This window comes from Streptomyces sp. NPDC101110, assembly GCF_044759525.1.
Lineage (GTDB): Bacteria > Actinomycetota > Actinomycetes > Streptomycetales > Streptomycetaceae > Streptomyces.
Map to the genome: position 1 here is coordinate 23,338 of NZ_JBIVZM010000010.1, position 16,952 is coordinate 40,289.

At 70.8% G+C, this 16,952-nt stretch carries 15 protein-coding genes and 1 pseudogene; 9 read left to right on the top strand and 7 right to left on the bottom strand.

The window, feature by feature from the left end; all coding sequences use genetic code 11:
* Positions 1-720 (bottom strand): 3-oxoacyl-[acyl-carrier-protein] reductase, encoded by a 720-nt coding sequence (gene fabG, locus ACIQU3_RS23150; protein WP_234848247.1) that lies wholly within the window; start codon positions 718-720, stop codon positions 1-3.
* Positions 721-990: 270 nt separating this feature from the next.
* On the opposite strand from fabG, the gene ACIQU3_RS23155 reads away from it, so the two are divergent.
* The 3 genes from ACIQU3_RS23155 to tyrS are packed head-to-tail and all read left to right on the top strand — an operon-like array spanning position 991 to position 5,231.
* A complete protein-coding gene (locus ACIQU3_RS23155) occupies positions 991-2,514 on the top strand; it encodes a TldD/PmbA family protein (RefSeq protein ID WP_403730452.1) in 1,524 nt (507 codons plus the stop codon).
* Positions 2,511-3,905 carry a metallopeptidase TldD-related protein gene (locus ACIQU3_RS23160; protein WP_403730450.1) on the top strand — a complete coding sequence of 465 codons (1,395 nt, stop codon included), beginning with the start codon at positions 2,511-2,513 and terminating at the stop codon, positions 3,903-3,905. Before ACIQU3_RS23155 ends, ACIQU3_RS23160 begins: the two co-directional genes overlap by 4 nt.
* A 57-nt stretch (positions 3,906-3,962) precedes the next feature.
* Positions 3,963-5,231 (top strand): tyrosine--tRNA ligase, encoded by a 1,269-nt coding sequence (gene tyrS / locus ACIQU3_RS23165; protein ID WP_403730447.1) that lies wholly within the window; start codon positions 3,963-3,965, stop codon positions 5,229-5,231.
* Between the two features lie 113 nt (positions 5,232-5,344).
* Here tyrS and ACIQU3_RS23170 read toward each other — a convergent pair whose 3' ends face one another.
* The gene (locus ACIQU3_RS23170; protein WP_366709359.1) at positions 5,345-5,620 is read right to left on the bottom strand and encodes a GlsB/YeaQ/YmgE family stress response membrane protein; all 276 of its coding nucleotides are present in this window, start codon (positions 5,618-5,620) and stop codon (positions 5,345-5,347) included.
* Positions 5,621-5,865: 245 nt separating this feature from the next.
* Here ACIQU3_RS23170 and ACIQU3_RS23175 point away from each other — a divergent pair, with 245 nt between their 5' ends.
* Positions 5,866-6,261 (top strand): DUF3099 domain-containing protein, encoded by a 396-nt coding sequence (locus tag ACIQU3_RS23175; RefSeq protein ID WP_403730444.1) that lies wholly within the window; start codon positions 5,866-5,868, stop codon positions 6,259-6,261.
* 238 nt (positions 6,262-6,499) lie between these two features.
* A complete protein-coding gene (locus tag ACIQU3_RS23180) occupies positions 6,500-6,715 on the top strand; it encodes a hypothetical protein (protein WP_403730438.1) in 216 nt (71 codons plus the stop codon).
* 23 nt (positions 6,716-6,738) lie between these two features.
* On the opposite strand, the gene moaA is transcribed toward ACIQU3_RS23180, so the two are convergent.
* From moaA to ACIQU3_RS23195, 3 genes are all read right to left on the bottom strand, one after another.
* Positions 6,739-7,728 (bottom strand): GTP 3',8-cyclase MoaA, encoded by a 990-nt coding sequence (gene moaA / locus ACIQU3_RS23185; RefSeq protein ID WP_403730435.1) that lies wholly within the window; start codon positions 7,726-7,728, stop codon positions 6,739-6,741.
* Positions 7,729-7,899: 171 nt separating this feature from the next.
* Positions 7,900-9,525 (bottom strand): cation acetate symporter, encoded by a 1,626-nt coding sequence (locus ACIQU3_RS23190; protein WP_403730429.1) that lies wholly within the window; start codon positions 9,523-9,525, stop codon positions 7,900-7,902.
* Positions 9,522-9,878, bottom strand: a complete 357-nt coding sequence (locus ACIQU3_RS23195; protein WP_031104157.1) for a DUF485 domain-containing protein — start codon at positions 9,876-9,878, stop codon at positions 9,522-9,524. The genes ACIQU3_RS23190 and ACIQU3_RS23195 overlap by 4 nt, the downstream gene beginning before the upstream one ends.
* A 254-nt stretch (positions 9,879-10,132) precedes the next feature.
* Here ACIQU3_RS23195 and ACIQU3_RS23200 point away from each other — a divergent pair, with 254 nt between their 5' ends.
* From ACIQU3_RS23200 to ACIQU3_RS23215, 4 genes are all read left to right on the top strand, one after another.
* Positions 10,133-11,662, top strand: coding sequence for a S8 family peptidase (locus tag ACIQU3_RS23200; RefSeq protein ID WP_403730423.1), 1,530 nt, complete (start codon positions 10,133-10,135; stop codon positions 11,660-11,662).
* Positions 11,663-11,724: 62 nt separating this feature from the next.
* A complete protein-coding gene (locus tag ACIQU3_RS23205; protein ID WP_403730420.1) occupies positions 11,725-13,251 on the top strand; it encodes a S8 family peptidase in 1,527 nt (508 codons plus the stop codon).
* A gap of 76 nt (positions 13,252-13,327) precedes the next feature.
* Positions 13,328-13,858, top strand: a complete 531-nt coding sequence (locus ACIQU3_RS23210) for a hypothetical protein (protein ID WP_403730417.1) — start codon at positions 13,328-13,330, stop codon at positions 13,856-13,858.
* Positions 13,859-13,928: 70 nt separating this feature from the next.
* Positions 13,929-14,993, top strand: coding sequence for a CopD family protein (locus tag ACIQU3_RS23215; RefSeq protein WP_403927550.1), 1,065 nt, complete (start codon positions 13,929-13,931; stop codon positions 14,991-14,993).
* A 13-nt stretch (positions 14,994-15,006) separates the two neighbouring features.
* On the opposite strand, the gene ACIQU3_RS23220 is transcribed toward ACIQU3_RS23215, so the two are convergent.
* Together ACIQU3_RS23220 and ACIQU3_RS23225 are read right to left on the bottom strand one after the other, a co-directional pair.
* Positions 15,007-15,687: a lysoplasmalogenase gene (locus tag ACIQU3_RS23220; protein WP_403730411.1), complete on the bottom strand. Its 681-nt coding sequence runs from the start codon at positions 15,685-15,687 to the stop codon at positions 15,007-15,009.
* Positions 15,688-15,956: 269 nt separating this feature from the next.
* A pseudogene (locus ACIQU3_RS23225) lies at positions 15,957-16,838 on the bottom strand (sterol desaturase family protein); the annotation flags it as partial.
* Positions 16,839-16,952: the final 114 nt, after the last annotated feature.

The window sequence follows — 16,952 nt, forward strand, 5'->3', positions numbered from 1 at the left end:
TCAGTGACCCATTCCCAGTCCGCCGTCAACGGGGATGACGGCTCCAGTGATGTACGAGGCGTCGTCCGAGGCGAGGAACCGCACCGTCGCGGCGATCTCCTCGGGCTGGGCGTACCGGCCGAGCGGCACCTGCTTCACGATGCCCTCGCGCTGCTCGTCGGTGAGCACCTTGGTCATGTCGGTGTCCACGAAGCCGGGCGCGACGACGTTGAAGGTGATGTTGCGCGAGCCCAGCTCACGGGCGAGGGAGCGCGCGAAGCCGACGAGGCCGGCCTTGGAGGCGGCGTAGTTGGCCTGGCCCGCGGAGCCGAGCAGCCCGACGACCGAGGAGATCAGCACGACGCGGCCCTTCTTGGCGCGCAGCATGCCGCGGTTGGCCCGCTTGACGACGCGGAAGGTGCCGGTGAGGTTGGTGTCCAGGACGGACGTGAAGTCGTCCTCGGACATCCGCATCAGGAGCTGGTCCTTGGTGACACCGGCGTTGGCGACGAGGACCTCGACGGGGCCGTGGGCCTCCTCGATCTCCTTGTAGGCCTGCTCCACCTGCTCTGCGTCGGTGATGTCGCACCTGACGGCGAGGCAGCCCAACTCCGTCAGGGCGGCCGGCGGCTCACCCGAGCGGTATGTGATGGCGACCTTGTCGCCGGCATCGGCGAAAGCGCGGGCGATGGCGAGGCCGATGCCCCGGTTGCCTCCGGTGACGAGAACCGAGCGGCTCAACGGATCACCCTTTCGATAGCGGTCTGATGCCCGCCCGGCCGCCTGGACGACAGGCGGTGATGACAGGCGGCTTCCTCGAAAACCTATCGGTCCGGGCACGCCCGCGGACAATCGGGCACCCACAGTGGCGTACCGGACTCACTGTCGGGTCCCTACAGAAAGCCGCGGGTCCGGCTCGGCAAACTCGTGGCCCGCGGGCGTACGGGACGACATGATCGGACCAGTCACGACGCACGGCAACCACGGTCACCTCGACAGAAAGAGACGGCGGTGCCTCATACCATCGACGAGGCCTTCACGGCCCTCCCCCTACGCGCCCTCGCCGACGCGGCCCTCGCACGCGCGCGTGCGCTGGGGGCCGAACACGCGGACTTTCGCTTCGAGCGGGTGCGGGGCGCCTCCTGGCGGTTCCGGGACGCCAAACCCGCCGGGTCGTCCGACACCACCGACCTCGGATACGCGGTGCGGGTGGTGCACGGCGGGACGTGGGGCTTCGCGTCCGGCGTCGACCTCAGCATGGACGCCGCCGCCCGGGTCGCCGGGCAGGCCGTGGCGATGGCGAAGCTGTCCGCGCAGGTGATCAAGGCGGCCGGATCGGACGAGCGCGTGGAACTGGCCGACGAGCCGGTGCACGCCGAGAAGACGTGGATCTCCTCCTACGAGATCGATCCGTTCACCGTGCCCGACGAGGAGAAGGCCGGGCTGATCGCCGAGTGGAGCGCGCGGCTGCTGGCGGCCGACGGGGTCGACCACGTGGATTCCTCGCTGCTCACGGTCCATGAGAACAAGTTCTACGCCGACACGGCCGGGACCGTGACCACGCAGCAGCGGGTGCGGCTGCACCCGGTGCTCAACGCGGTGTCGGTGGACGAGTCGAGCGGCGAATTCGACTCCATGCGCACCCTCGCACCCCCGGTGGGACGCGGCTGGGAGTATCTGACGGGCACTGGCTGGGACTGGGAGAGCGAGCTCGAGCAGATCCCGGAGCTGCTCGCGGAGAAGATGCGCGCGCCGAGCGTGCGGCCGGGCCTCTACGACCTGGTCGTCGACCCGTCCAACCTGTGGCTGACCATCCACGAGTCCATCGGGCACGCCACCGAACTGGACCGGGCGCTCGGCTACGAGGCCGCCTACGCCGGCACCTCGTTCGCCACGTTCGACCAGCTGGGCAAGTTGCGGTACGGCTCGGAACTGATGAACGTCACCGGCGACCGCACCGCCGAGCACGGCCTGGCCACCGTCGGCTACGACGACGAGGGCGTCCGGGGCCAGTCCTGGGACCTGGTGAAGGACGGCACGCTCGTCGGCTACCAGCTGGACCGGCGGATCGCGAAGCTGACCGGCTTCGAGCGCTCCAACGGCTGTGCCTACGCCGACTCCCCCGGGCACGTGCCGGTGCAGCGCATGGCCAACGTGTCGCTGCAGCCGGACCCGGCGGGGATGTCGACCGAGGACCTGATCGGGGGCGTGGAGCGCGGCATCTACGTCGTCGGCGACCGGTCCTGGTCGATCGACATGCAGCGCTACAACTTCCAGTTCACCGGGCAGCGCTTCTACCGCATCGAGAACGGGCGGCTGGCCGGACAGCTGCGGGACGTGGCCTACCAGGCGACGACGACCGACTTCTGGGGCTCCATGTCCGCCGTGGGCGGGCCGCAGACCTACGTCCTGGGCGGCGCCTTCAACTGCGGCAAGGCCCAGCCGGGCCAGGTCGCCGCCGTCTCCCACGGCTGCCCGTCGGCCCTGTTCAAGGGCGTCAACATTCTGAACACGACCCAGGAGGCCGGGCGATGAGCGCGCGTTCCAGCAAGCCGCACGAGGTCGTGGAGCGCGCCCTCGAACTGTCCCGGGCGGACGGCTGTGTCGTCATCGCCGACGAGCAGTCCACGGCCAATCTGCGCTGGGCGGGCAACGCGCTGACCACCAACGGCGTCACGCGCGGGCGCACGCTCACCGTCGTCGCCACGGTCGACGGCAAGGAGGGCACGGCCTCCGGGGTCGTCTCACGGTCCGCCGTCACCCCCGACGAGCTGGAGCCCCTGGTGCGCGCCGCGGAGGCCGCCGCGCGCGGCGCAGGGCCCGCCGAGGACGCGCAGCCGCTGGTCACCGGCGTGGCGCAGACACCGGAGTTCACCGAGGCGCCCGCGGAGACCTCCTCCGCCGTGTTCGCCGACTTCGCGCCCGCCCTCGGCGAGGCCTTCGCCCGCGCGCGTGCGGGCGGCCGTGAGCTGTACGGCTTCGCCAACCACGAGCTGGTGTCGTCGTACGTCGGCACGTCCACCGGACTGCGGCTGCGGCACGACCAGCCGAACGGGACGCTGGAGCTCAACGCGAAGTCACCGGACCGCACCCGGTCCGCCTGGGCCGGGCACTCCACCCGGGACTTCAAGGACGTCGACCCGGCGGCGCTGGACGCGGAGCTGGCGGTGCGCCTCGGGTGGGCCGAGCGGCGCGTGGAGCTGCCCGCCGGCCGCTACGAGACGCTGCTGCCGCCGACGGCGGTGGCGGACCTGCTGATCTACCAGATGTGGTCGGCGTCGGGCCGGGACGCGGTCGAGGGCCGCACGGTGTTCTCCAAGCCGGGCGGAGGCACGCGGGTCGGCGAGAAGCTGACCGACCTGCCGCTGACCCTGCGCAGCGACCCGAACGAGCCGGGCCTCGAGTCGGCGCCCTTCGTGATCGCGCACTCCTCGGGGGGTGATCAGTCGGTGTTCGACAACGGGCTGCCGCTGGCGGCCACCGAGTGGATGCGCGAGGGCGAGCTGAGGCACCTGACGACCAGCCGGCACAGCGCGGGCCTGACCGGCCTGCCGGTGGCGCCGGGCATCGACAACATCGTCCTGGACGGGGGCGAGGACCGTTCCCTGGACGAGATGGTCGCGAACACCGAGCGCGGGCTGCTGCTGACCTGCCTGTGGTACATCCGCGAGGTCGACCCGGCGTCGCTGCTGCTCACGGGTCTGACCCGGGACGGCGTCTACCTCGTCGAGAACGGCGAGGTGACGGGCGAGGTGAACAACTTCCGGTTCAACGAGTCGCCGGTCGGGGTGCTGGGCCGGGCCACGGAGGCCGGACGGACGGAGAAGACGCTGCCCCGGGAGTGGAGCGACTGGTTCACCAGGGCGGCGATGCCGGCGCTGCGCGTCCCCGATTTCAATATGAGCTCTGTCAGTCAGGGCGTATAACCTCGTAGGCGGCTGTCACCCGACTGCCCGAGGATCATCCGAGGAGATACGAGAACCGTGACGGACATCGTCGACGAGCTGAAGTGGCGCGGGCTGTTCGCCCTGTCCACTGACGAGGACGCTTTGCGCAAGGCGCTCGCGGACGGTCCCGTCACGTTCTATTGCGGTTTCGACCCGACCGCGCCGTCTCTGCACGTCGGGCACCTGGTGCAGGTGCTCACCGTGCGCCGGCTCCAGCAGGCCGGTCACCGGCCGCTGGCGCTGGTCGGCGGTGCCACGGGTCTCATCGGCGACCCCCGCCCGACCGCGGAGCGCACGCTGAACGACCCGGAGACGGTCACCGGCTGGGTCGCCAAGCTGCGCGCCCAGATCGAGCCGTTCCTGGACTTCGAGGGCGAGAACGCGGCCGTCATGGTCAACAACCTCGACTGGACGGAGAACCTCTCCGCGATCGAGTTCCTCCGTGACATCGGCAAGCACTTCCGCGTCAACAAGATGCTGACGAAGGACTCCGTGGCCCGCCGCCTGGAGTCCTCCGAGGGCATCAGCTACACGGAGTTCAGCTACCAGCTGCTGCAGGGCATGGATTTCCTCCAGCTGTACCGGCGCTACGGCTGCACGCTGCAGCAGGGCGGCAGCGACCAGTGGGGCAACCTCACGGCGGGCCTGGACCTGATCCACCGCCTGGAGCCCGACGCGAGCGCGCACGCGCTGGCCACGCCGCTGATGACCAAGGCGGACGGCACCAAGTTCGGCAAGACCGAGGGCGGTGCCGTCTGGCTCGACCCGGAGATGACGACGCCGTACGCGTTCTACCAGTTCTGGCTGAATGTGGACGACCGGGACATCTCCCGGTACATGCGCATCCTGTCCTTCCGCTCCCGTGCGGAGCTGGAGGAGCTGGAGCGGCAGACCGAGGAGCGTCCGCAGGCCCGGGCCGCGCAGCGCGCGCTGGCCGAGGAGCTGACGACCCTGGTGCACGGCGCCGACCAGACGGCCGCCGTGATCGCCGCGTCCAAGGCCCTCTTCGGTCAGGGCGACCTGACGGAGCTCGACGCCAGGACGCTGGCCGCGGCCCTGTCGGAGGTGCCGCACATCCGGGTCGCCGAGCTCGGTCCGATCGTGGACCTGTTCGCCGAGGTCGGCCTGGTGGCCAGCAAGTCGGCCGCGCGCCGCACGGTCAAGGAGGGCGGCGCCTACGTGAACAACGTCAAGGTCGCCGCCGAGGACGCCGTGCCCGCCGAGGAGGACCTGCTGCACGGCCGGTGGCTGGTGCTGCGCAGGGGCAAGAAGAACCTGGCGGCCGTCGAGGTCACGGGCGGCTGAGCACGCCGGTGAGGGGGTGGTCTCCGGTGCCGGAGGCCGCCCCCTTCTCCATGACGGGGGTCACGCCCTGCGCTTCTCCATGACGAGGGACGCCCCGTCCTTCCCCCTGAGGGTCATGCCCTGCGTTGTTCTCCCCGGGCGGCGGTCCAGGCCTTGTCGCCCAGGCCGACCAGGATGATCGCCATCACCAGCTGGAAGACGTGCCGCCACCAGTCGATGCCCGATGTGGCGTCGACGCCGGCCGCCCGGGCGATGGCGTTGCCGGCGATGCCGCCGATGATGCCCAGGATGACGGTCAGCCACAGGGGGATGTGCTGCTTGCCCGGGATGATCGCCTTGGCGAGCAGGCCGAGCACCAGTCCCACGATGATCGCCCACAACCAGCCCATCTCACTGCCTCCTCGCACGGCTCGACGTGAGCACTACGCCCAGTGTCGGCCCAGGTGCCCTACGCCGCATGCCGACGGGGCCCTACGGAGTGCGGCGCAGACACCCCGCCCGGCCGGGCCACGACCCGGCCTCGTGGCCACCGCGGCCGCGGCGTAACGTAAGAGCTGTCCTGGCCGGGTTCCCCGACCGGCCGGGGACGGCCACGGGGCGGGGAGAGTCCGATACGGGCGGATGGTGGAATGCGATGCGGAAGCAGCATGGCGGCGGCAACGTCCAGGTTTTCCGGATCACCGGCGCCCGGACGGGGTTGCAGGAGGACGTACGCGGGCGGCAGCGCCGGTACGTGATCTCGATGACGGTCCGCACGATCTCCGTGATCCTCGCGGCCACCCTGTGGAACGTCGAACGGCACGTCGCCATCGTGGCGTTGGTGCTGGGGTTGGTGCTGCCCTACATCGCGGTGGTGATCGCCAACGCCGGGCGTGAGAATGCGCCGTCTCTGCCGTCGACGTTCGTGGTGTCGCATGCGCGGCCGATGATCGGCCCGCCGGGCGCGGACGACGGGTCGGGGGAATCGGTTGCGGAAGACGCCGTGCCCGGACCGGGGTCGGGTGCGCGGAGCGAATCGCAGGAGCGGTAGGCGCGCCCCGGCGCCGTTCCGCGCAAGATCACGGGAGCGTGGGAAGGGAAGTCAGCTTCCCGCCAAGCTCAAGAAAAGCTCAGATCAATCATGTTGTTCCAGTGCCGGGGTCGGGGTTACCCGTGACATACTTCGTACGCGCTCCGCATCCCCCGTCGGAGCGACGGACCGACGCCGGGCAGCTCCCCCCGTGGCTGCTCGGCGTCGCCTTTTCTGTGTGCTGTGGTGAGACGAACCTGTGAGTGACGAGACGCCCATCTGCTCCGCGAAGGGCTGCCGTGCCGACGCCGTGTGGGTCCTGGCGTGGAACAACCCGAAGATCCATACGCCGGAGCGGCGCAAGACCTGGCTGGCCTGTGAGGAGCATCGCGAGCATCTGTCGCAGTTCCTCGGGGTGCGGGGGTTCCTGAAGGACGTGGTTCTGCTGAAGGACTGGGAAGCGCAGGACGTGTGACGCTGCCCTAGGTCGGGTCCGACCTAGCCGCCGATCGCGGACATGGGCCTGGTCGGCTGTACGAACGTCGGGTCGTCCAGGCCCGCTCCCGCCTTCTTGCCCCACATCGCCAGGCGCCAGATGCGGGCGATCTCCTCGTCCGGGGCGCCGGAGCGCAGGGCGGCGCGCAGGTCCGTCTCCTCCTGGGCGAACAGGCAGGTGCGGACCTGTCCGTCGGCCGTGAGGCGGGTGCGGTCGCAGGCCGAGCAGAACGGGCGCGTGACGGAGGCGATGACGCCGACGACATGCGGGCCGCCGTCGACCAGCCAGCGCTCCGCCGGGGCGGAGCCGCGCTTCTCCTCGCCCTCGGCGGTCAACTCGAAGCGGGTGCGCAGGGAGGCCAGGATGTCGCCGGCCGTGATCATGCCGTCGCGCTTCCAGCCGTGCTGGGCGTCCAGCGGCATCTGCTCGATGAACCGCAGCTCGTAGTCGTGCTCCACGGCCCAGGCGAGGAGGTCGGGGGCTTCGTCGTCGTTGAGCCCCGGCATCAGGACCGAGTTGACCTTGACCGGGGTGAGGCCGGCGTCGCGGGCGGCGTGCAGGCCCTCGATGACGTCCTTGTGGCGGTCGCGGCGGGTGAGGGTCTTGAAGACGTCCGGGCGGAGCGTGTCGAGGGAGACGTTGACCCGGTCCAGGCCCGCCGCCTTCAGGGCCGCCGCCGTGCGCTTGAGGCCGATGCCGTTGGTCGTCAACGACATCTGGGGGCGGGGGCCGAGCGCCGCGACGCGCTCCACGATGCCGACCAGGCCGGGGCGCAGCAGGGGCTCGCCGCCGGTGAAGCGGACCTCCTCGATCCCGAGGGAGGTGACCGCGATGTCGATCAGGCGCACGATCTCGTCGTCCGTGAGCAGGTCGGGCTTGGCCAGCCACTGCAGGCCCTCCTCGGGCATGCAGTACGTACAGCGCAGGTTGCACCGGTCGGTCAGCGAGACCCTCAGGTCGGTGGCCACCCGGCCGTAGGTGTCGATGAGCACGTGGGCCCCCTCCCTTGTCGCGGATCATGCGTGCGGCACTGCTTCTCCGACATCTGCGAGCCTACGTGACCCCACCGACAACGCCACAGGCCCGATCCCACGACGCGGGACGCGGCCGGGCCGCAGGGACCTGGAGGTTCCTACGATCCGGCCGCGTGGAAGGGGTCGTGCTCAGTGGGCTCCGGTGCCGGTCAGGGACCGGACCTCCAGCTCCGCGTACTTCTTGGCGTCGGGTTCCTCCTTGGACAGGACCGTGCCGAGCCAGCCCATGAGGAAGCCGAACGGGATGGAGATGATGCCCGGGTTCTTCAGCGGGAACCAGGCGAAGTCGACCTCGGGGAACATCGCCTTGGGGTCGCCGGAGACGACGGGCGAGAACAGCACCAGGCCGACGGCGACGATCAGACCGCCGTAGATCGACCACAGGGCGCCCTGGGTGGTGAAGCGCTTCCAGAAGAGGCTGTAGAGGATCGTCGGGAGGTTGGCGGAGGCGGCGACCGCGAAGGCGAGGGCGACCAGGCCGGCCACGTTCAGGTCGCGGGCCAGGGCGCCCAGGCCGATGGAGACGACGCCGATGGCGACGGTCGCCCAGCGGGCCGCGCGGACCTCCTCCGCGCCGGAGGCCTTCCCCTTGCGGATGACGTTGGCGTAGATGTCGTGCGCGAAGGACGACGACGAGGCGAGGGTGAGGCCGGCGACGACGGCGAGGATCGTCGCGAAGGCGACCGCCGAGATGGTGGCGAGGAGGATCGCGCCCCAGGTGGAGTCGACGCCGCCCAGGTGCAGGGCGAGCAGCGGTGCCGCCGTGTTGCCGGACGGGTTGGACGCGATGATCTCGTCCTGGGAGATGAGCGCGGCGGCACCGAAGCCGAGGGCGATGGTCATCAGGTAGAAGCCGCCGATGATGCCGATGGCCCAGTTCACGGACTTACGGGCGGCCTTGGCGTCGGGCACGGTGTAGAAGCGGATCAGGATGTGCGGCAGGCCGGCGGTGCCCAGCACCAGGGCGATGCCGAGGGAGATGAAGTCCAGTTTGGAGGTGCCCGTCGCGCCGTACTGGAGGCCGGGCTCCAGGAAGGCGGCACCCTTGCCGCTGTTCTCGGCGGCCGTGCCGAGCAGGTCGGAGATGTTGAAGTCGAACTTCAGCAGCACCAGGAAGGTGATCAGGATGGTGCCGCCGATGAGCAGCACGGCCTTGACCATCTGGACCCAGGTGGTGCCCTTCATGCCGCCGATGGAGACGTACACGATCATCAGGACGCCGACCAGGGCGACGATGAGGATCTTGCCGGCGTCGGAGGTGATGCCGAGCAGCAGCGAGACGAGGACGCCCGCACCGGCCATCTGGGCCAGCAGGTAGAAGATCGACACCACGATGGTGGAGGTGCCGGCGGCGGTGCGGACCGGGCGCTGGCGCATGCGGTAGGCGAGGACGTCGCCCATGGTGTAGCGGCCGGAGTTCCGCAGCGGCTCGGCCACCAGGAGCAGGGCGACCAGCCAGGCGACCAGGAAGCCGATGGAGTAGAGGAAGCCGTCGTAGCCGAAGAGAGCGATGGCGCCCGCGATGCCGAGGAACGAGGCGGCGGACATGTAGTCACCGGAGACGGCGAGGCCGTTCTGGAAGGCGCTGAACTGGCGGCCGCCGGCGTAGAAGTCGGCGGCGTCCTTGGTCTGGCGGCCCGCCCAGACGGTGATGCCGAGGGTGGCGAGGACGAACAGCGCGAACAGGGTGATGATCAGCGGGCGGTGCTCGCTGGCCTCGTTCGCGGCGAGGAAGGTGTGCTGTACGGGGCTCATGCGCCGCTCTCCATCCGGGTCTTGATGGCCTCGGCCTTGGGGTCGAGCTTCGCGGCGGCGTGCCGCGAGTACCACCAGGCGATGAGGAACGTGGTGACGAACTGGGCGACGCCGAGGACGAAGGCGACGTTGATGTTGCCGAAGAGCTTGGTGCCCATGAAGCCGCCCGCGTAGTTCGAGAGCAGGACGTACAGCAGGTACCAGGCGATGAAGCCGACGGTGAGCGGGAAGGCGAAGGAGCGGTAGGAGCGGCGCAGTTCACCGAACTCCGCGCTCTCCTGCACCTCGGCGAACTCCTCGGGTGAGGGGAGCTTGTGTTGCTCTTTCGAGGGGGGCGGTGCGTCGGTGGCCACGGAGTCTCCTCGCAGGGACGGAAGCGGTTGTGAGCGGGGGCGAAAGGCGCGTGTCCTCGCGCTCCTTGTTCAACGTCACGGCGGCGCATGGGAACCGGTTCAACCGCCCGGGGCTCTTTCCGAAGTCGTTTCGACAAAGCGTTGCTGCGGGCGGGTGGCCGGGATAGCTTCGCCCTGCACCACCACGTCATGTACCTGCCCGGGCACCACCTGTGCCTCGGGCCGGTTTCGTTTCCGGAGGATGTGGAGACCCCATGTCTCACTTGCGTTCCAGACGCCGGCTCGCTCTCGCCGTGCCCGTCGTGCTGTCCCTGACGGCCTCGCTCGGTTTCCTGCCGGCCGCCGCGTCGGCGGCCCCGCACCCGGGGTCGGCCACCCGGGCGGCGGACGCGCCGAAGCTGTCGTACGTCGTCAACACCACGCCGGCCCGCCACACGATCGCCTCGGTGAAGAAGGCGATCGTGAAGGCCGACGGATCGGTGGTGGAGACCTACGAGCGGATCGGCGTCATCGTCGTCCACTCCTCGAACCCCGACTTCGCCAAGACGATCCGCACGGTGCGCGGGGTCCAGTCGGCGGGTGCGACGCGGACGGTGCCGCTGACGGCCGCGGGCACGAAACAGGAGGGCGCCGTCGAGTATCTGACGGCCGCCCAGGCGAAGCGCGCCGAGGCCGCCTCGGCACGGACGGCCGAGAGCGAGCCCCTCGAAGCGGACCAGTGGGACCTGCGCGCGATCGGCGCCGACCAGGCCGCGAAGATCAACCCGGGCAGCCGCAAGGTGACGGTCGCCGTCATCGACACCGGCGTGGACGACACCCACCCCGACATCGCCCCGAACTTCTCCGCGTCCCAGTCCGCCAACTGCGACGGCGGCAAGGCCGACACCAGCGAGGGCGCCTGGCGGCCGTACACCCCCGAGGACTACCACGGCACGCACGTCGCGGGTGAGATCGCCGCCGCCCGCAACGGCGTCGGCGTCGCGGGCGTCGCACCCGGGGTGAAGGTGTCCAGCATCAACGTGACCGACCGGACGAACGGTCTCTTCTACCCGGAGAGCGTCGTGTGCGCGTTCGTGTTCGCCGCCGACCACGGCGTCGAGATCACGAACAACAGCTACTACGTCGACCCGTGGCTGTACAACTGCATGGACGACCCGGACCAGCGGGCCATCGTGGACGCGGTCAACCGGGCGCAGCTGTACGCCCAGAGGAAGGGCACGCTGAACGTCGCCGCGGCGGGCAACTCCAACCACGACCTGGACGCGGACGCGATCGTCGACGACTCCAGCCCGGACGACTCCACCCCGGTCGAACGCACCATCGACCCGCACGAGTGCCTCGACGTGCCGAACCTGCTGCCGGGTGTCGTCACGGTGAGCGCGACGGGCGTGAACGACGTCAAGTCGTACTACTCGTCCTACGGCAGGGGCGTGGTCGACGTAGCGGCGCCGGGCGGCGACGGGCGCTACCAGACGCCTGACACGCCGTCGAAGAACGGCCGCATCCTGTCCACCCTGCCGAACGGCACATGGGGCTTCCTCCAGGGCACCTCGATGGCCGCGCCGCACGCGTCCGGTGTCGCCGCGCTGCTGAAGTCCAAGCACCCCTGGGCCTCTCCGGCCCAGCTGCAGGCGATGCTGAAGGCGCAGGCCGACCGGACCGCCTGCCCCACGTCCTACGACCAGGACGGCGACGGCACGCAGGACGCGGTCTGCGAGGGCGGCAAGCGCCTCAACGGCTTCTACGGCCACGGCATCGTCAACGCGCTGCGCGCCGTCAAGTGACCCGGCCCGCCACCGGGACCTCCCGCAAGATCAGCTCGTACCGTGAACGAACTGGAGACACCATGACTGCGCCGTACGCGCGCCACCGTCGTGCCGTCGCGATCCCGGCCGGGATGGCCATGGCCACGGCCCTCGCGTTCCTGCCGAACACCGTCGCCACGGCCGCCGAGGACGCTCCGGCCCCCGCCGCGGCCGAGGCGGACGCGACCCCGCTCAGCTACGTCGTCAACGTCAAGCCGGGTCACGGCACTTCGGCGCACGTGAAGAAGGCCGTCGCCAAGGCGGGCGGCGCGATCGTGACGTCGTACGACCAGATCGGCGTCATCGTCGTCCACTCCTCGAACCCCGACTTCGCCAAGAGCATGCGCACGGTGCGCGGTGTGCAGTCGGCGGGCGCCACCCGCACCGCGCCGCTCCCGTCGGCGTCGACGGGCGACCTGGGCGCCCCGAAGGTGCTGAGCGCGGCGGAGGTCGCCGCGGCGGACGCCCCGGCCGGTCAGGACCCGCTGCAGCCCCAGCAGTGGGACCTGCCCGCCATCAAGGCGGACAAGGCGCACCAGAAGACGCTGGGCAGCAAGAAGGTCACGGTCGCCGTGATCGACACCGGCGTGGACGACACCCACCCCGACATCGCGCCCAACTTCGACCGCAACGCGTCGGTCAACTGTGTGTCGGGCAAGCCGGACACGGCCGACGGGGCGTGGCGGCCGAGCGCCGAGGAGAGCCCGCACGGCACGCACGTCGCCGGTGAGATCGCCGCCGCCAAGAACGGCGTCGGCATGACCGGTGTCGCGCCCGGGGTGAAGGTCTCCGGCATCAAGGTGTCCACCACGGCCGGGTTCTTCTACACGGAGGCCGTGGTCTGCGGCTTCGTGTGGGCGGCCGAGCACGGGGTCGACGTGACGAACAACAGCTATTACACGGACCCCTGGTACTTCAACTGCAAGAACGACCCGGACCAGAAGGCCCTCGTGGAGGCGGTCGGCCGGGCCTCGCGTTACGCGGAGAAGAAGGGCGCGGTCAACGTCGCCGCCGCCGGCAACGAGAACTACGACCTCGCCGCCGACGAGATCACCGACCCGTCGTCCCCGAACGACAGCACGCCGGGCGACCGGGTCGTCGACCCCTCGGAGTGCCTCGACATCCCGACCCAGTTGCCGGGTGTCGTCACGGTCGCCTCGACGGGCGCGAAGGGCATCAAGTCGTCCTTCTCCAACCACGGGCTGGGCGTCATCGACATAGCGGCCCCGGGCGGCGACTCGACCGCCTACCAGAAGCCGGACGCACCGGCCACGAGCGGACTCATCCTGGGCACGCTGCCGGGCGGCAAGTGGGGTTACATGGCCGGTACGTCGATGGCGTCCCCGCACGTCGCGGGCGTCGCCGCGCTCCTCAAGTCGACGCACCCGTACGCCTCTCCGGCCCTGGTGAAGGCCCTGCTGTACGCGGAGGCCGACGCCACGCCGTGCACGGACCCGTACGACATCAACGGCGACGGCAAGGTCGACGCGGTGTGCGAGGGCTCCAAGAACCGCAACGGTTTCTACGGCTGGGGCATCGCGGACGCGCTGGACGCGGTGACCAAGTAGAGCTTGTGTGCGGGTGATCCGGGCCGGGCGGGGTGTCCGTCCGGCCCGGATCACGCCTGCGGCAGGATTCCTTGTCATGGACGTGTACGAGGATCCGGTGACCTGGACGGCCCGACCCACGCGGCCGCAGTGGCAGTTGGCCCTGCGGTTCGCCGGGAGTGTCGTGTGGTTTCCGGTGGTGTGTGTGCTGTGGGCGGCGGTGGTGGCCGCGTACCTCGTGGTCGGGATGTTCGCCGAGGTGATCACTGCCTTCAGCAACAGGCTCGAACGCCGCTACCTCGACGCCATGGGCTGGACGATGGACCGCGTCGGGGGGCTGGCCTCCTGGTGCGTGTCCTGGCCGGAGCTGCGTCATGAGGGCGACGTGGAGTACTACAAGGCGCGGGTGGAGAAGGCCGTGGGCAAGTGGACCGCCCGGGCCTCCGCGCCGATCGAGCCGAAGAAGCCGAGGCCGCCCGTGGAGTGCGCGATACCCCTGCGGGACTACCGAGGGGTCGGCGGGTGGTACGTCGCCGAGGTCGCGCTCGCGCAGGGCTGGGAGCTGAGGCCGACGGACGAGCACAAGGAAGTGCGGCTGTGGTGGGCGGCCGCGTCCAGGACCGCCTGACTTCCGGCTGATTTCCGGCTGACGTGCGACCGACTTGCCCGGACGCGTGGAGGTTGGTGAAGATCCTGGGGTGATCCCGACAAGACCCACGCCCGGGGCGGCCGATGCGCACGGGCCCGTGCGGCGGGCCGGCGCGGGCCGGACCGCCGCCGTCCTGGTGCTGGTGGCGCTGGCCGCGCTGATCCCGCTACTCGGCCCGTCCGCCGCGCTGCACGGCACCGGGGAGGCCGGGGCTCCCGGTGCCGGCGGCATAGCCCTGCTCCGGACGGTGCTGTTCGCGGCGCTGTGCATACCCGTCGGCGAGCTGTTCGTGAACCGCCTGGCGCGGTCGCTGCCCGGTACGGAGCCCACCCCCGAGCCCGGCACCCGAGCGGGCGTGGAGGCGGCGCAGCACCCGGCGTTGCCCCGGAGTTGGTCCCCCGTCGCGGCAGCCGCCGGTTTCGTCGCCGCCCTCGGACTCGCCACGGTCGTGGCCACCGGCAATCTGGTGCCGGGCGGTGTGGCGGACATCGACGTCGGGGGCCTCTACGCCTCGCGGGACGGCAAGCTCGCCCTGCTGGAGGTCAACGCGTTCCTGGTGGCGGGGCTGTGCGCCGTGTCACGCCGCCCGGTCGCACAGGTCTGGCCGCTGGCCGCCGTGGTCGTCGCCGAGGCCCTGCGCGCCCACCCCACCACCGAGTACGGACCGCTGACCGGCTCCGGGCTGACGCTCGTCCATCTGACGTGCGCGGCGCTGTGGGCGGGCGGCCTGCTGCACGCGCTGCGCGTCCTGCGGCTGTGGCACGGCCCGCGCGCCACGGCGGCGGGCGCGGCCCTGCTGGGTCTCTACGCGCGCGTGGCCCTCGTGCTGCTCGCCGCCATCACGGCGACGGGCGTGTGCAGTTCGCTGCGCCGGATGCCGCCGGAGACGATCCTGGAGCAGCTGACGGGGACGGCGTACGGGCGTGCGCTGTTCGCCAAGGTGCTGCTCGTGGCGGTCGTCGCCGCCCTCGCGGCGTGGGCCCGGCGCCGGCTGCGCCGGGCGGCCGACCCGCTGACCGCCTGCGTTCCGGCCCGGGCGGAGGTCGTGGTCCTGGGCCTGGCGGTCGCGGTGTCCGGCCTGCTGACGGCGCTTCCGGTGCCCATCCGCTGGTGACGCCGGTGCGTGCTCAGGCTGCGCGCATCTCGCCGTAGGTGGCGGCGGGTGCCCTGCGGGCGTCGAGGGCCCCGAGGGTGCCGCCGGCCAGCAGGAGTTGCCCGGCGATGTAGGTCAGCATGATCCAGAAGTCGGGCGCGGGCGGCTGCGGCCATTCGGCGACGCCGGTCGCGATGAGTGTGTCGGACAGCAGGAACAGCGCCCCGCCGAGCCCGGCGAAGAGACCGAGCCGGGTGGCGGACCGGTACGCCATGGCGGTGAGCAGGAGGCTGTAGCCGGCGACGGGCACGCGCAGATCTGCCGGCAGGTCCGGCCACAGCAGCGCGACGGTCGTCACCAGGGCGGCGGCGTAGGCGAGGGCCAGGACGCCCGCACGCGCGCGTGAGAGCGTGTGGCGGCTGCCGTGGGCCGCGAAGAGCACGAGGTAGCAGACGTGTCCCGCCGCGAACGAGGCCATGCCCGCCAGGAAGGCCGGCTCGGCGTCCGACAGCAGCAGGACGTCCCCGCCCCAGCCGAACAACAGGGCGGCCAACAGGGGCCGGGGCGCTTTGCGTACGGCGGCCCACAGCGCCAGCAGCGGCATCAGCAGGGGCTTGGCGACGGCGTGCCCGACGTCGGCACCGGCCGCGAGGCAGACGAGATCGACGGCGGCGACGAGACCGAACGCGGCCAGAAGGAGAGGCGAGAGCTTCACGCGGACGTGCTCCCGGCGACCGGAGCGGGGTCGGAAACCGAAGCGGGCTCGGCGCAGGGCGCGGCTTCGGAAACCGGCTGGCTCCCGGTGGACGGCACGGCTTCTCCCGCAGGCGCGTTCCCGGACACGGGCGCACTCCCCGGGACCGGCCCGGTCTTTCCGGCAGGCGTGCCCGTGGACACCTGCGCGGGCTCGCCGGCGGGCGCGGACCCGGAAACCGGCGTGCTCCCCGGGGCGGGCACGGTCTCGGCAGCCGGCTCGGGCCCGTCGGCGGGCGTGGTCCTGTCCGTCGGCGACGGAGTCGGCGCTGCGGTGGCGGGCGCCTGCGGGCCCCAGCCCGGCCCCCGGAACACGCGTCCTGCGCGCTCGCTCCAACTGCTCGCCGCCCGCAGGTCCTTGGCGATCGACACGTACTCGTGCGTGGCCACCTTCAGCAGGTTGTACGTGGCGATGTTCTTGGTCAGCCCGTACCGGGGCCGCTCGGTCTCCTCGACGAACGACCCGAACAGCCGGTCCCAGACGATGAGGATGCCGCCGAAGTTGCGGTCCAGATAGCCGCCCTGGGAGGCGTGGTGGACGCGGTGGTGCGACGGGGTGTTGAAGACGAACTCGAACCAGCGGGGCATCTTGCCGATGCGCTCGGTGTGGATCCAGAACTGGTAGACGAGGTTCGCCGAGGAGCAGAACGCGAGCGCGGCGGGGTGCACGCCGGCGACGATGAGGGGGACGTAGAACGGCCAGACGGTCAAGGACGTCCAGGGCTGTCGCAGCGCGGTCGTGAGGTTGAACTTCCGGCTGGAGTGGTGGACGACGTGGCAGGCCCACAGGATGCGGATGACGTGGTGGCCGCGGTGGGACCAGTAGTAGAAGAAATCCTGCCCGAGCAGCATCAGCGGGACGGTCCACCACAACACGGGCACGCGCAGCGGCGTGAGTTCGTAGAGGGCCGTGTAGACGGCCAGGATCGGGATCTTCCACAGGAAGTCGAAGACGAGGCTGCCGAGCCCCATGCCGACGCTCGTCGCGGCGTCCTTGGCCGCGTAACCCTCCGCGTCCTCGTCGGGGTGGAGTCGGTAGCTCACCATTTCGACCACGGTGAGCAGCACGAAGGCAGGGATGGACCACAGCACGACATCGGGCAGGTTCGGCATGCAAGCACCGTAGGACCGGCGTCCGGCCCCGACTAGACGTTGTTACCCACAAGTATTATCGACGGTACGCGCTTGCTTCTTGGTGATCTCCACCAATCCGGAACGAGGCGAAGT

Coding starts and splice junctions, on each gene's coding strand:
- ACIQU3_RS23160 (WP_403730450.1), top strand. CDS start 2,511: ATGAGCGCGCGTTCCAGCAAGCCGCACGAGGTCGTGGAGCGCGCCCTC.
- ACIQU3_RS23170 (WP_366709359.1), bottom strand. CDS start 5,620: ATGGGCTGGTTGTGGGCGATCATCGTGGGACTGGTGCTCGGCCTGCTC.
- ACIQU3_RS23175 (WP_403730444.1), top strand. CDS start 5,866: ATGCGGAAGCAGCATGGCGGCGGCAACGTCCAGGTTTTCCGGATCACC.
- ACIQU3_RS23190 (WP_403730429.1), bottom strand. CDS start 9,525: ATGAGCCCCGTACAGCACACCTTCCTCGCCGCGAACGAGGCCAGCGAG.
- ACIQU3_RS23200 (WP_403730423.1), top strand. CDS start 10,133: ATGTCTCACTTGCGTTCCAGACGCCGGCTCGCTCTCGCCGTGCCCGTC.
- ACIQU3_RS23205 (WP_403730420.1), top strand. CDS start 11,725: ATGACTGCGCCGTACGCGCGCCACCGTCGTGCCGTCGCGATCCCGGCC.
- ACIQU3_RS23210 (WP_403730417.1), top strand. CDS start 13,328: ATGGACGTGTACGAGGATCCGGTGACCTGGACGGCCCGACCCACGCGG.